This window comes from Accumulibacter sp., from assembly GCF_031732815.1.
Taxonomy (GTDB): Bacteria; Pseudomonadota; Gammaproteobacteria; order Burkholderiales; family Rhodocyclaceae; genus Accumulibacter.
Genome location: NZ_JAVMKF010000019.1, coordinates 1 through 12,739, shown reverse-complemented (window position 1 = coordinate 12,739; position 12,739 = coordinate 1). Strand labels below are relative to the sequence as shown.

At 64.4% G+C, this 12,739-nt stretch carries 13 protein-coding genes; 4 read left to right on the top strand and 9 right to left on the bottom strand.

All coding sequences use genetic code 11. The annotated features are described in order from the left end of the window. The first annotated feature begins 299 nt into the window (after positions 1-299). Entirely contained in the window at positions 300-1,124 is an 825-nt protein-coding gene (locus tag RKP46_RS01530; protein WP_311104997.1) for a DUF3025 domain-containing protein, read from the top strand. A 10-nt stretch (positions 1,125-1,134) separates the two neighbouring features. On the opposite strand, the gene RKP46_RS01525 is transcribed toward RKP46_RS01530, so the two are convergent. The 5 genes from RKP46_RS01525 to RKP46_RS01505 all read right to left on the bottom strand — a co-directional run bounded on the left by RKP46_RS01525 (position 1,135) and on the right by RKP46_RS01505 (position 5,784). After that, complete coding sequence (locus tag RKP46_RS01525) at positions 1,135-1,599, bottom strand: HIT family protein (protein ID WP_311104996.1); 465 nt, start codon at positions 1,597-1,599, stop codon at positions 1,135-1,137. 228 nt (positions 1,600-1,827) lie between these two features. Continuing rightward, complete coding sequence (locus RKP46_RS01520) at positions 1,828-2,823, bottom strand: cytochrome-c peroxidase (protein WP_311104995.1); 996 nt, start codon at positions 2,821-2,823, stop codon at positions 1,828-1,830. A gap of 229 nt (positions 2,824-3,052) precedes the next feature. Continuing rightward, positions 3,053-3,604: a hypothetical protein gene (locus tag RKP46_RS01515; protein ID WP_311104994.1), complete on the bottom strand. Its 552-nt coding sequence runs from the start codon at positions 3,602-3,604 to the stop codon at positions 3,053-3,055. A gap of 88 nt (positions 3,605-3,692) precedes the next feature. Continuing rightward, on the bottom strand, positions 3,693-4,304 hold the full coding sequence (locus RKP46_RS01510) for a CHRD domain-containing protein (RefSeq protein ID WP_311104993.1): 612 nt from the start codon (positions 4,302-4,304) through the stop codon (positions 3,693-3,695). A gap of 247 nt (positions 4,305-4,551) precedes the next feature. After that, complete coding sequence (locus tag RKP46_RS01505) at positions 4,552-5,784, bottom strand: patatin-like phospholipase family protein (RefSeq protein ID WP_311104992.1); 1,233 nt, start codon at positions 5,782-5,784, stop codon at positions 4,552-4,554. 251 nt (positions 5,785-6,035) lie between these two features. On the opposite strand from RKP46_RS01505, the gene RKP46_RS01500 reads away from it, so the two are divergent. Further along, on the top strand, positions 6,036-7,061 hold the full coding sequence (locus tag RKP46_RS01500; protein WP_311104991.1) for a DUF2157 domain-containing protein: 1,026 nt from the start codon (positions 6,036-6,038) through the stop codon (positions 7,059-7,061). Next, complete coding sequence (locus RKP46_RS01495) at positions 7,058-7,957, top strand: DUF4824 family protein (protein WP_311104990.1); 900 nt, start codon at positions 7,058-7,060, stop codon at positions 7,955-7,957. The genes RKP46_RS01500 and RKP46_RS01495 overlap by 4 nt, the downstream gene beginning before the upstream one ends. Here the strand turns inward: RKP46_RS01495 and RKP46_RS01490 are convergent. The 4 genes from RKP46_RS01490 to thiS are packed head-to-tail and all read right to left on the bottom strand — an operon-like array spanning position 7,954 to position 10,948. Next, positions 7,954-9,153: an ankyrin repeat domain-containing protein gene (locus RKP46_RS01490; protein WP_311104989.1), complete on the bottom strand. Its 1,200-nt coding sequence runs from the start codon at positions 9,151-9,153 to the stop codon at positions 7,954-7,956. The two genes, RKP46_RS01495 and RKP46_RS01490, sit on opposite strands and share 4 nt — an antisense overlap. 37 nt (positions 9,154-9,190) lie before the next feature. Next, positions 9,191-9,910: a tRNA (guanosine(46)-N7)-methyltransferase TrmB gene (trmB, locus tag RKP46_RS01485; RefSeq protein WP_311104988.1), complete on the bottom strand. Its 720-nt coding sequence runs from the start codon at positions 9,908-9,910 to the stop codon at positions 9,191-9,193. Between the two features lie 17 nt (positions 9,911-9,927). Beyond that, a complete protein-coding gene (locus RKP46_RS01480) occupies positions 9,928-10,722 on the bottom strand; it encodes a thiazole synthase (protein ID WP_311104987.1) in 795 nt (264 codons plus the stop codon). 25 nt (positions 10,723-10,747) lie between these two features. Then, positions 10,748-10,948: a sulfur carrier protein ThiS gene (thiS, locus tag RKP46_RS01475; protein WP_311104986.1), complete on the bottom strand. Its 201-nt coding sequence runs from the start codon at positions 10,946-10,948 to the stop codon at positions 10,748-10,750. An 844-nt stretch (positions 10,949-11,792) separates the two neighbouring features. Between thiS and RKP46_RS01470 the strand changes: the two genes are divergently transcribed. Further along, a partial coding sequence (locus RKP46_RS01470; RefSeq protein ID WP_311104985.1) for an FAD-dependent oxidoreductase occupies positions 11,793-12,739 on the top strand: 947 nt, incomplete at its 3' end.

Here is a 12,739-nt window from a genome sequence, read left to right as displayed (position 1 = left end):
TGAAACGCGAAGAAGGTGCAGGCGAATGCGAGAGCGATCAGCGAAGACTTGTACATATGAATATCTCCTTCCGGCTGTACGGGAGCGGTCGGCATTTCGGCAAGACGGACAGCCGAGCCGTCGGCCAAAACAGCCCTATGTTACACCCATGAAAAGTTCGTCAGCGACGCTTTTCGGCCACGCCGCCGGGGCTCGACGACCTGCGGCCCGCCCAGCGCCCCCACTAGAGACCGGCGCAGCCTCGACCGTCCCTGCCCAACCACGAGCCAAAGCCGGATCGGGCGTAGAATGCGGACATCATGTGCCCAGTTGCGACCGAGAACACACCGTGCGAGCCTGCTGCACCATTCTCGTCGCTGCTCTTTGCGCCCTTGCGCCAATGGCTGGACAGGCTTCCGCCGTACCCCGACAGCCAGGCGCTGTCGCGTCTCGCTGCCAGCCATCCGATATTCTCTGCGAGCGGGCAACGCATCCGATTCACCCAGCCCGGCGCCGATGGCCGCGCCTACGAAGAGCGCATCTGGCAGACCGGCGATGTCGAAACACGCCTCGACAACTGGCACGACTTCTTCAACGGACTGGTCTGGCTGACGTTCCCGAAAAGCAAGGCGGCGATCAACGCAGCGCATGTCGCCGCGCCAGCAGCGCACGGATCAGCCCGGGGAAGTACGCGCGACGCTTTGACACACTTCGACGAATGCGGAATCGTGGTTCTGGCCACGCGCCCTGAACTGCTCGATCTGTTGCGCAGCTTCTGCTGGAAGAAGCTGTTCGTCGACCGGCGCAGCGACGTTATCGCCAACATGCGCTTCCTTGTCTTTGGCCACGCCACCTACCAGTCACTGCTCGCACCGTTTTTCGGCCTGACGGCCAAAGCAGTACTCTACCTGGTGGAGGATGACTGTCTGCGCCTTTCCGCCGCCGCCTTGTCTGCCGTAGTCGATGCACGCCTGGCGGTTGATCTGGCAGCCGGGGTCTATTCCCAGCCACGCGATCTCCAGCCGCTGCCGCTGCTCGGGATTCCCGGCGTCGTTGCCGCGAATGAAGGCGCCGACTACTACGACGACACGCGCCAGTTCCGGCCCGGTCGCCGCTGTGCGCACGTTGCCGTGACGATAAGCTGACCGCCTTGTCTCAAGCCCGGCTCGCCGCGCGCAAGGCCTGACAGATTGCGCCGGCGATAGCCGGGTGATCGGCATGCTGTGCTTCGCCTATTGCGGGAAACGATGGCCAGCCGTTGTCGAGCCAGTCGAGGCCAGCAAACCGGCGCGCCTTCGCATAGCGCGGAATGACATGGAAATGCACCTGGCGGTCCACCATCATGAGCATCAAGTAATTGACGATGTCGTAGGCAAAGGCAGCGCGCAGCGACCTTTCGACGACCCCGACCAGGTCCGCAAGTTCGGCCATTTCGTCGGCACGCACCAGAGCAAAGCAGTCAGCATGGCGGTTGAGCGACAGTATGCCGGCCCCGAGCGTCGGCTGGGCCGGCCGCACCGACCATGACCACGCCGGAGTCTCGCCAACCAGCAGTTCCTCGACTTTGAATTTGCTGCGAAACTCGGCCAGCACAAGTGAACGCTGCTTGACTTCTTCCATTGTTTGTCTCCCCCATCCGAAGCGTTCAGCGCCGCCCACACGACCACGCCCGCGCAACCCGGAACAAACACAGCTCAAGCTGTAGTCGCTCGTCTGTCACCGAGTCGCGGCAGGTACCTGCCTCGACCCTGGCGAGCCACCGCCAGCCAGCAGCCCTCACGGAATCCGCGAGGGTCGCCCGCTCAGGCCCGGCCAAGCACCAAGGCACTGATCACAACAATGAGCAAGCTACTTTTCGAACGGCGTTGGCCGCGGCGTCTTGTCGGCTGACGGCGGCAGGAGCGGAAGCTTGAAGCTGGGCTGCTCGCCCGTCAAAGTCTTCAGAAAGGCAACGATCTTCGCGTTTTCCTCGGGAGAGAACTTCTTGCCGAGTTGCACGCGGCCCATCGTGTCCACCGCTTCCGACAGCGTGTCAGCCGCCCCATCGTGGAAATAGGGATAAGTCAGCTCGACATTGCGCAGCGTCGGCACCTTGAAGCTGAAGCGATCGGCATCCTTGCCGGTAACCGCGACGCGCCCTTCGGCCGGACTCGAAGCCTTGTAAGGCTCGACCACGCCCATCTTCTGGAACGAGTTGCCGCCGACCGCTGAACCATTGTGACAGGCAACACAACCGCTGTCCTTGAACAGGGCGTAGCCTTCGAGTTCAGCCTTGCTCAACGCCTTACGGTTCCCTTTCAGGTATTGATCGAAACGCGAGTTCGGCGTCACCAGAGTTTCCTCAAAGGCGGCAATCGCCTGCGTGATGCGGTCGATGTCGACCTTGTCCGAACCGAAAACCTGCTTGAACTCCGCCGCGTAGCCGGGAATCGACTGCAGCACGGCAACCGCCAGTTCATGCGTAAACGCCATCTCGCCCGGGTTGGCAATCGGACCGCCGGCCTGCGCCTTCAAGTCCTTCGCTCTTCCATCCCAGAACTGCGCCAGATTCAGGCTCGAGTTGAGTACGGTCGGCGAATTGATCGGGCCCTTCTGCCAATTGTGGCCAATCGACGATTTCAGGTTGTCCGAACCGCCCATCGAGAGGTTGTGGCACGAATTGCAGGAGATGAAGCCGGATTTCGAAAGGCGCGGATCGAAATAGAGTTTCTTGCCTAGTTCGACCATGGCTGGATTGGTTATCTTGGCCGGCAAGATCGGGGCGATCGGCTCATCGGCAGCCGCCGAGGCAAGCGCGGAGCTGCCGAGGATTGATAGGCAAATGACCAGAGTACGTACTCGCATGATGACTCCCAGACTGACTTATGGATGGATTCGCCGGGCTACGCCAGGCTGACGTGCGGTCGTCTGCTCGGCACTTACCGAAGCATCCGCCACGCGCAGAAGGGAGAATAGCGGCAGCTTGCCCGCTCGCATCTTGATCTAAATCAATGAAGCTTTAGAAACCAGGGTATCCGGACCGGCCAGCCCCGGCCCGCTAGCGCGCCTGTGCGCCGCCGACCACGGCCGCCGCTTACAGGCCGAGACGCCCCTGGCTGTGAAAAATGCGCCCGATCACCTCAAGCCCGAAAGACTGAACCTGATCGAGAAAGCCCTGCTCGAAGCCCACCGGCCGGGCCCCGGTCGCTTCCTCCCAGAAACTGGCCAGGTCGAGCGGAGCGAGTGGCTGACCTGTGTCGTCGCCCAGATGCAGGCTTGCCTGAAAACCATCGTGCCAGCGATTGCCGGCAGCGTACCGTTCACCGATGTAGCCAATCTCGCGCTGCGCGTCGCCTGCCGCCAAGGCCAGCCAGACGCCATCAGCGTTGCACGCGAAGGCGCTGCCATCGGTCAGCGGCGCGAGCCGAGCCTGGAGTTGCTCGCCCGCGGAAAGCGACAGACGAAAATCGATCGTTTTCGCTTGCGGAAGTACCGGCAAAATGCGGTTGGCGATGACCCACGAATCAAAAAGCTGGGTACCGTGCAGAATCTGGTCGATGAGCTCGCCATCCCTTGCGCTCTCGCGCACCGCTTCGATGAGCAGTAATGGAGCGCTTTGCGACCAGTCGAAGGACACGGGATTCATGAAACTCCTTGAACGCGAATCGACCCGGGCCGCCGGCCAAAACCGCACGCACCGCAGCGGGCCGCAAAGCGGCCCGCTCTCGGTCAAGCTAGCGGCTGCTGCCGCGCTGCCGACGAGCCGCTGCCAGCCCGACCAAGCCGAGCCCAAGCAGGCCGAGCGACGCCGGCTCGGGAATCAGAAAGCCGCGGATCTCCCCGCTCGGGAAGGCATTCGTGTGAATGTTGACGTAAGCTCTGCGCGCCGCCAAGCCAGCGCCCAACGCTGCCTCGGCAGAAGCCACACTGCCACCGTTGTTGGTTACAAAAGTTGGATTGTAGGACGCGGCCTGCGTCAGGTCAAAGGTGAGATCATAGCTGCCCGCCTGGACACCGAGCGGAAACCCGGCAAAACTCGGCAACTGCGTGGCGACACCGACCGCCCCGGTGGCCGGCAAAGCGGTACAGCAGTGGATGTGCGCGGCTGTCGTCGTGCCGAGCAGGCCCGAGTAGTTGATCACGACGCGTAGCGAATGGGCCAAATCGTCGAAAAAAACCTCCGCCGTCCCGCTCCCCGGCGAGTTGTTCGGCGTTGCCTCGGCCGGCCCACTGAGCAGCGCGCGATACTCGATGACGGTGGCTGTTGCCGGCGTCGACATGCCGACAGCGCCTGCAGACAACAGACCGGCAAACAGGGTGCTACCCAACAACGACTGCTTCATCATAGTCTCCTCCGTCCTCTTCATTTAGTTTTCAGTGGACACGCTCAGCCAAAACACTGGTGCAAGCGCTTTGAAGCACGTTCCATGCCCGCCAAAACTTTAGCAAATCGCTCAGGTATTTGTCGCACTGTTCCTGGTCGAAGCGGCAGCCGGTGTAAGAAAAGTCGACACCCGGATCGGCGGCCCACCCGCTCAACGGCAAGGCGACCGACCGCGGAGCGCAGCTTGCAACCCTGGCAGGACTCGCCGACTAATCGCCGAGTAGCAGTTGCCGCAACTCGCTGCGCCGGGCGAGCGCGTCGCTTTCACCAAGGGCGATCAGTGCGCGAACGAAACCCGGCTCGAACAACAGGTAACTCGCCAGTGTTCCGCCGCTTCCCTTGAGCACGCCGAGCGCCGCCAGGGCTCGCCGAATGGCAAGCGGCAACTCACTCGTATGCTCCTGCGCCAGCGCGTCGAGCGAGCAACTCGGCGCAATCGAGAGAACATCCAGCGGTCGATAGGCCATCGCCGCAGCAGCTTCGGCCGGCAGACGGCTGATCGTCTCTGCTACACGCAGCGTCTGTTCGATGTCCGCCTGCAGCGTGTCGTGAAAGACGCTCGCCATGACGTGTCCGGCCATGCTACCCAAGGTCGGACCCCGCCGCGCTGGTGCTCCCGGGTCGGCGGGCAACTCCCAGTTCTCGGGCTGCCCAACGCCGACGACGAGTACCCGGCTGGCGCCCAGATGCCACGCCGGCGACAGCGGGGCGATCTGGCGCATGGCCCCGTCGCCAAAATGCTCCTCGCGTCCATCCACCGACAGCACCGCCGACGGAAAAAGGAAGGGGATCGCGCTCGAAGCGATCAGGTGCTCGATGGTCAGCGGCTGAAACTCGGCCCGCCGCCCGGGATGTGCCCAGGGCTGGAAGAGGTCCCGGCGCGCCATCTGGCAGAAGGTCCAGTGCACACCGCTCGAATAGCTTGACGCGGTCACCGCCAGCGCGTCGATCGCCCGCGTACGCAGTGCGTGCTCGATGCCGTCAAGGCGAATGCCGGCGTGCAGCATTTCGCGCAGCGGCGTACTGTCGAGCATTGCCCCGTGCGTCTGGATGTGGCGCGACAGGCTGACGATCGCGGCAAAGCGATGGATGCGCGCCCAGGCGGGTACCGACAGACGGTAAACGCTGGTCGAGCGCAGGCAGCTCCAGAAAGCGGCCAGTTCATCGAAAGCGGCCAGACCGGCGGCCGCCCGCCCAGCCAGAAAGGCTGCGTTGATCGCCCCGGCCGACGTGCCGATCAGAACCTGGAAAGGAAAGGAAGCGCACACCCCGCGCTCCCCCCGACCGCTCGGACCGTCGGGCGACGCGCGCAGAACGTCTGCCAGCGCACGCAGAACGCCAACCTGATACGCCGTACGCGCTCCACCCCCCATCAGCACAAGCGCCACACTCGGCCGCTCGCGCGTTTGCATACCGGCATGAATCAAGGTGACCAGGCTCATCTCGCGATACTCACCGCGCGCAGTCGGCAGGCCCCTTCCCACCGGCCACCTGACCAGGCAAGTGCGGGCAGTCAAGACAGACGGACGGGGCAGGCAACGGGCCCAACCCGCCGCCGACGGGCGAACCCATGAGCAAACGAATACGCATGGCGAGCAAGCTCCACAAGCAGGACAACCCACCGCACACGATACACCCGGCGCGGTGAAACGCGGCATAATGCATGCGCGACGATTCATCCGGCGCGAACCCCATGAGCCCTCCGACCTTGAACCTGCTGGCGCGCCTGCAGAACGAAGGCGTACTGACGCTGGACAGCAGCCAGCAACAGGCGATTGCCGCCCATCACACCAGCCTGCTGGCGAGCTATGTGCGCGATTTCGCGATCGACCCGACGCGGCGCGCCAGGCGATTGTCGCTCGGCATGCGTGTGGCATCCTTGCTGGGCGCCCTGGCATTGGCCGCCAGCGTCTTCTTCCTCTTCTACCAGTTCTGGGGATACTTTCCCGAGGTCGCCCAGGTGAGCATCCTGATCACCGCGGCGCTCGCCACTTGCGGCCTGACGAACTGGCTGCAACAGCGCGATACAACCGGTTATTTCAGCAAGCTCGCGGCGCTCGTCGCCTTCACCTGTTTCGTCCTCAATCTCGCGATGATCGGCAGCCTCCTGAATGTCGCACCGACCGACAAGGCCCTGCTGCCGTGGGCAGCCCTCGCCCTGCTCTTCGCCTATTCGGGCGACCAGCGCCTGTTGCTGGTCACCGGAATTCTCTGCCTGATCGGCTTCGTCGCCGCCCGCGTTGGCACATGGGGCGGAATCTACTGGTTGCATGTCGGCGAGCGACCGGAGAACTTTTTCCCCGCCGCTGCGCTGCTCCTCGCCCTGGCTGCCGTCGGTTGGCACCAACCTTATCCGGGTTTTGCCGCAACGTACCGCGTTTTCGGTCTGTTGACCGCCTTCGTCCCGATGCTCGTGCTCGGCCACTGGGGGTATGGGAGCTATCTCGATTTGCCGCCTGATCTGATCGAAGGCGGCTATCAGGTGCTCGGCTTCATCACCAGCGGGCTCGCCGTCTACTTTGGCGTACGGCGTGACTGGCCGGAGACGGTCAACACCGGAACCACCTTCTTCATCATCTTCCTGTATACGAAATTTTTCGACTGGTGGTGGGAAGTCATGCCCAAGTATCTGTTCTTTCTTGTCCTCGGACTTATCGCGCTGCTCGTCCTGCTCGTCCTCAAGCGCCTGCGCCGGTCTCCCGGCCAAGCCACGCGATGAACGTGCTCGGCCAGCAGCGCTGGCTGCTCACCGGCCTTGGCGTGATCGTGCTGACCAATGCCATTGTGCTGTCCGGGGCGGCGCTCAACCGTATCGGCGAACCTGAAAGCCGCCTGCTCCTCAGCGAGCGCGAACTCGCCCTGCCTTACGCTGGTGGCAGTCGGCGCGCCAACAGCGGACTCGCCTTGCGCCTTGAATGGCGCGTTGCGCTGGACGGCGACTCGCCGCACAACATCGCTTATGCGCGCTACGAACGCCAACCCGACTGGCTCGACGAAAAGCGCATGAGCGATCTCGGCTTCGACACGCGCAAGGGCGCAGCGACGGCGGAAGCGCGACAAGCTTTCCTGCGCCAACTGTCGCGCCCTGCCCTGATCGTCTTCGAACTCGCCGGTCCCGCGTGGCAGCGCGCGCTGCAACAGGCGCGCGACAACGCCGACCGGCACGCCGCGGCGGCCGCGGCCAACCGCGGCAACCGTGAATTCGCCGAAGGGGCCAAGGCAGCGCGCGCTTTTGTCGTGCAGGAAGAGGCAGAGCACACCCGCCTGTTCGCGATCGACGCAGGAAGCGACGCAGCGACACTGCGCCAGCGCTACCCAGAACGCAACCGTTTCCTCATCCTGCGCGGCACGGTGCGCCCGGCCGAGCGCTTGCGTGACGGTCAATGGACACTGGCCGGCCGGCTGAGCGAGATCGCCATCGAGGAAATCCACGTGCCGTACACCCAGCGGGCAATACTTGACGAGCTGAGCAGCACGCCGCAGGGAAAACCGCATCGACCGGCGCCGCGCTACGAGGTGCAACTCGCCGTCGGACAACGGCTCGAACCGTGGATAGAGCGTATCGCGCGCCTGCCGGATCAACCGCCACCGGCGGGAGACATCGGCTCGAACTAGCGCGGCAGCGCATCGACCGCCCGGTAGAACTGCTCCCTGAGGGCGTCGCTCGGCTTCCCTTGTGCCTCGGCAAGACGAATCTGGCGCAGCAGGTCGGCGACGGCGACGTTCTGGCCAACACCCGCCCTGCCTGCTCCGCCCGCCGCGCTTGCCGGAACCGCCACGCTGGGCGCAGGAAGCGACGCAGCATCGCGCCCCACCCCGGCGGTGCGCGGCGACACCGGATCGTCGAAGATCAACTGCGCCCGCTCGCCTCCCGGCTGGCTGCGCCGCGCAGTGATCACCATGGCGCGCGGTGCGCCCGAGCGCGCTGCCGGCCGCGGCGCTGGCGTACCCGCACTGCGCCAGGCACCGACCGTCGCCAGCAACTTCTTGCGCAGTTCGCCACTCGACCGACCGGCTGCCTCGGCGCTGCGAATCTGCGCCAGGAGATCATCGATCTCGCTTGGCGCGGCCAGCGAGCGGCTCGCTTCGCCAAAGGCCTCGGGCGGCGACTTGACGGCAATGGCAAAGTCCTCCGGCGAACTGATCATCTTCGCCAGGCGATAATGTCCATAGCGCATCGCCATGGTCAGCGCCGAATCACCCCAGTCGCTTTCCAGGCGGCTGTCAGCGCCGGCTTCGAGCAGGCGCTTGGCAAGTTCCTCACGTCCTTCGCGCGCCGCCATCATCAGCGGCGTCGAACCGTTCGGCGCGCGCGCGTTGACCTTGGCGCCTCGCGCCAGGAGGTCGTCGACGATGTGCTGATGACCGTTGAACACTGCGTAATGCAATGCGCTCCACTCGTTGCCCGCGCGATCGAGCGGCGCAGCGTGCGCCAGCAACCACTCGACAGCTGCCCGGTGCCCGTTCCAGGCGGCAAGCTGCAGCGCCTGCTCGCCGTTGCGATTGCTGCGCCGCACATCAGCACCACGCTCGACAAACAAGGCGAGCATCTCGATCCGGCCGTACCAGGCGGCAACCAGCAGGCCGCTACCGATCTGCGCCGCTTCGAACTCCGGATCCAGTCCTTCGTCAAGCCAGCGTTCGACCGTACGCCGGTCCCCCCGCTCGACGGCCAGGCCAAAAGTCGTCGGGTCAGGCGTTGCTGCCTGCGTCGCTGTCGCCAGGATCAGCCAATAGCACGCCGCCCACAGCCAGCCTGTCAGCCGGCGCGACAGCCCGCTCGGTCGGGCCACGGTCCACCGTTCACCCATCAGATATCCGTTCGTCTGCTCAGAGCCACCCGGCTCCTCAGGCGTCGCTGTGAAGCGTGCCCGACAGCGCGCCACGGCGCAGGAAAATCAGATCCCGCACACCATGTCCCAGCCGCTGGCCACGTTGCTCGAAGCGCGTGCTCGGACGGTCTGACGGGCGCGGCGCGAAATCCGCCGCCGCATTCTCCAACTGCGGCTCGGCCGAAAGCACGGCCAGCATCTGCTGCGCATAGTCCTCCCAGTCGGTCGCGCAGTGCACGTAAGCACCGGCCTGCAGGCGGCGAGCAAGCAAGGCAACAAAGGGCGGCTGTAGGAGGCGGCGCTTGTGGTGCCGCTTCTTCGGCCACGGGTCGGGAAAGAAGATATGCACACCCGCGAGCGATGCCGGTGCGATCATGTCGCGCAGCACCTCGAGCGCGTCATGTTGGACGATGCGCAGATTGTGCAGCCCGTTCTCGGCAATCAGCTTGCACAGGCTGCCGACACCGGGTGTATGGACCTCGACGCCGAGGTAGTCGTTTTCCGGGTGGCGACCCGCGATCAGCGCCGAGGTCTCACCCATGCCGAAGCCGATCTCGAGAATGCGCGGCGCCCGACGACCAAACAGCCGGTCAAAATCGACTGGCGCTGGACAATAGGGAACGCCAACCTTGGCCATCATCTCGTCGTAGTAGCGCCGCTGCGCGTTCGACACGCGGCCCTGCCGGAGAACGAAGCTTCGTATAGGTTCGTTGCGGCCTGCCGTGCCGAGTGCCACGTCTTCCTGCCTGCAGACTACGAGCCGATCAGCCCACTCGCCGGCGACGAGGGATCCGCCGAGTAATACTTGCGCGGCATGCGACCAGCAAGAAAGGCTTCGCGCCCGGCTTCCACCGCCTTCTTCATCGCACCAGCCATCAGCACAGGATTGCCGGCGTGGGCGATGGCCGTGTTCATCAAGACGCCGTCACACCCGAGTTCCATCGCAATCGCCGCATCGGAAGCCGTACCGACGCCGGCATCGACGAGCACCGGAACCGCCGCCTGGTCAATGATCAAGCGCAGATTCCACGGATTGACGATGCCCATCCCGGAGCCGATCAACGACGCCAGCGGCATCACCGCGACACAGCCGATCTCTTCAAGTATCTTTGCCTGAATCGGATCGTCAGAGCAGTAGACCATCACCTGAAAGCCTTCCGCGACCAGCGTTCGCGCCGCGGCAAGCGTTTCCGGCATGTTGGGAAAGAGACTCTCGGGGTCGCCCAGCACCTCCAGCTTGCACAGCGCATGCCCGTCCAGCAGCTCGCGAGCCAGGCGCAGCGTACGTACTGCCTCGCTCGCCGTGTAGCAGCCGGCGGTGTTCGGCAGAATCGTGAACTGCGTCGGCGGCAGCACATCGAGCAGGTTGGGCTGGTCGGCGTTCTGGCCGATGTTGGTTCGCCGAATGGCAACCGTGACGATTTCTGCACCGGAGGCGTCGATCGCCGCCCGGGTTTCGGCGAAGTCCTTGTACTTGCCCGTACCCACCAACAGGCGCGAGCGGTAGGTCTTACCGGCTACGGTCAGGCTATGAGCAGAATCTGGCATGCGTGCCTATCGTTTGCGTGGTGGCTCAACCGCCGCCGACGGCGACGACGATCTCGATCTGGTCGCCGTCACTCAACACCGTGTCGGCATGACGCCCGCGCGCGACGATCTCACCGTTGCGCTCGACGGCGATCCGCTTGCCGGTGTGGTGCAGCGCCTCGACGAGTTCGGCGACCGTCAGCAAAGCAGGGAACTGGCGGCGTTCGCCATTGATCAAGAGTTCCATGGTGAGAGCATTCTACCATGCCGAGCAGAAGTGCTCAGCCTCGTGCAGAGCGGCGCCCAGCGAACGGGCGCACGACCGTCAACTGGCTGGTCGAAGCGAACCGGTCATCGATCACCGTTCGGCGCCCCCCGCATCCGAGCTTCGGCGCTGCCGCCCACTTGCTCGCGATCCGGCGCTGCATGCCCAGAGGCGACAGCGCTTCTCTCGTTGCTGCCCACGAATCGGGGTTGACCGGCCGGGGGATCAGCCATCTCGAGGCCCGGACAGCCCGCGCGGTTTCGCCCGCCAAGCCGCTCCTGTGAGATGGTCGGCCAGGACCGGCGACGGCGGGACAAAGAAGTCGCTCACGCCGGTCGACGCAGAGCACGCCGGCAGTCCGTTGTGGAGTACGACCGGCAGGACGCGCGGCAGCTTTCCGTCGACCAGCTCGCCCCGCCTGACCAGTCCCTGCGCCAGCGTTCCAGCTTGGCACCCACATGCGCCACGCCATCCCGCGGTCGGTTCGCACGGGTAGCCAAGCATCCGGTAGACCGACACAGCAGCACTTGAAGCGGTCGCCACTCCTGCGGCAGTGACTATCCTCAAGCAGTTCCCCGGAGAGTGAAAGATCAGCACTGATGGCGACGGACGAGATCGGGCTGTGTCGCGAAAGCGCTTTGCCTGGAATGGGCTTGATGCGCATCGCTGCCTTGCGCCTCGGCTGCAAGAGTACACGTCGGCTGTCGGTGCCGGAGTCGCTCACCTGACACGACCGTCCTCCTTGCGGTGAGCCACTTTGCCTCCGCCTTACCACCTCGCCATACGCGTGCTATAGTGGCAGCCCCTGGCAGGCGGGTCCTTCACCATGGCTCTTTGTTTTGATGTCCTCATCATAGGTAGCGGTCTGGCTGGTCAGGCTGCGGCGCTCAGGCTGGCGCACACGCACCGCGTAGCGCTGATCAGCAAGCGAACGGTAGAGGACAGCGCCTCGAGCTGGGCGCAGGGAGGGATTGCCGCTGTGCTCGACAACCGCGATTCGATCGAAGCGCACATTCGAGACACGATCGCCGCCGGTGCCCACCTGAACGATGCTCGCGCGACGCGCTTTGTCATCGAGAACGGGCGTCGTGCCGTCGAGTGGCTGATCGAACAAGGCGTGCCCTTTACCCGCCATGAAGCGGGTTACCACCTGACGCGTGAAGGCGGCCACAGCGCAAGACGGGTTATTCACGTCGCCGATACCACCGGCCTGGCCGTGCAGAACACCCTGACCGGGCAGCTTCGCCGGGAGGCCAACATCACGGTGCTCGAGCACCACATCGCCATAGACCTGATCACCGGTGGCAAACTCGGCCTGAGTGAAGATCGCTGCTACGGCGCCTACGTACTCGACAGCCGCAGTGGAGAGGTCCTGACGATCGGCGCACAGCACACGCTGATCGCCACCGGCGGCGCCGGCAAGGTTTACCTCTACACGACGAATCCAGACACCTCTACCGGGGATGGCATCGCCATGGCGTGGCGCGCCGGCTGCCGGGTGGCGAACATGGAATTCATCCAGTTCCACCCGACTTGCCTCTATCATCCGCAAGCAAAATCGTTCCTGATTTCGGAAGCGGTGCGCGGTGAAGGCGGCTTGCTGTTGCTGCCCGACGGCAGCCGTTTCATGCCCTGGCACGACGAACGCGCCGAGTTGGCACCGCGCGATGTAGTCGCTCGCGCAATCGACTTCGAAATGAAGAAGCGCGGCCTCGACTGCGTCTACCTCGACATCTCGCACAAGCCAGCCGCCTTCCTGAGCGAGCATTTCCC

Bases quoted from the DNA above. Each gene is read 5' to 3' on its own strand.
- RKP46_RS01530 (WP_311104997.1), top strand. From the start codon at position 300: ATGTGCCCAGTTGCGACCGAGAACACACCGTGCGAGCCTGCTGCACCA.
- RKP46_RS01525 (WP_311104996.1), bottom strand. From the start codon at position 1,599: ATGGAAGAAGTCAAGCAGCGTTCACTTGTGCTGGCCGAGTTTCGCAGC.
- RKP46_RS01520 (WP_311104995.1), bottom strand. From the start codon at position 2,823: ATGCGAGTACGTACTCTGGTCATTTGCCTATCAATCCTCGGCAGCTCC.
- RKP46_RS01515 (WP_311104994.1), bottom strand. From the start codon at position 3,604: ATGAATCCCGTGTCCTTCGACTGGTCGCAAAGCGCTCCATTACTGCTC.
- RKP46_RS01510 (WP_311104993.1), bottom strand. From the start codon at position 4,304: ATGATGAAGCAGTCGTTGTTGGGTAGCACCCTGTTTGCCGGTCTGTTG.
- RKP46_RS01505 (WP_311104992.1), bottom strand. From the start codon at position 5,784: ATGAGCCTGGTCACCTTGATTCATGCCGGTATGCAAACGCGCGAGCGG.
- RKP46_RS01500 (WP_311104991.1), top strand. From the start codon at position 6,036: ATGAGCCCTCCGACCTTGAACCTGCTGGCGCGCCTGCAGAACGAAGGC.
- RKP46_RS01495 (WP_311104990.1), top strand. From the start codon at position 7,058: ATGAACGTGCTCGGCCAGCAGCGCTGGCTGCTCACCGGCCTTGGCGTG.
- RKP46_RS01490 (WP_311104989.1), bottom strand. From the start codon at position 9,153: ATGGGTGAACGGTGGACCGTGGCCCGACCGAGCGGGCTGTCGCGCCGG.
- RKP46_RS01480 (WP_311104987.1), bottom strand. From the start codon at position 10,722: ATGCCAGATTCTGCTCATAGCCTGACCGTAGCCGGTAAGACCTACCGC.
- thiS (WP_311104986.1), bottom strand. From the start codon at position 10,948: ATGGAACTCTTGATCAATGGCGAACGCCGCCAGTTCCCTGCTTTGCTG.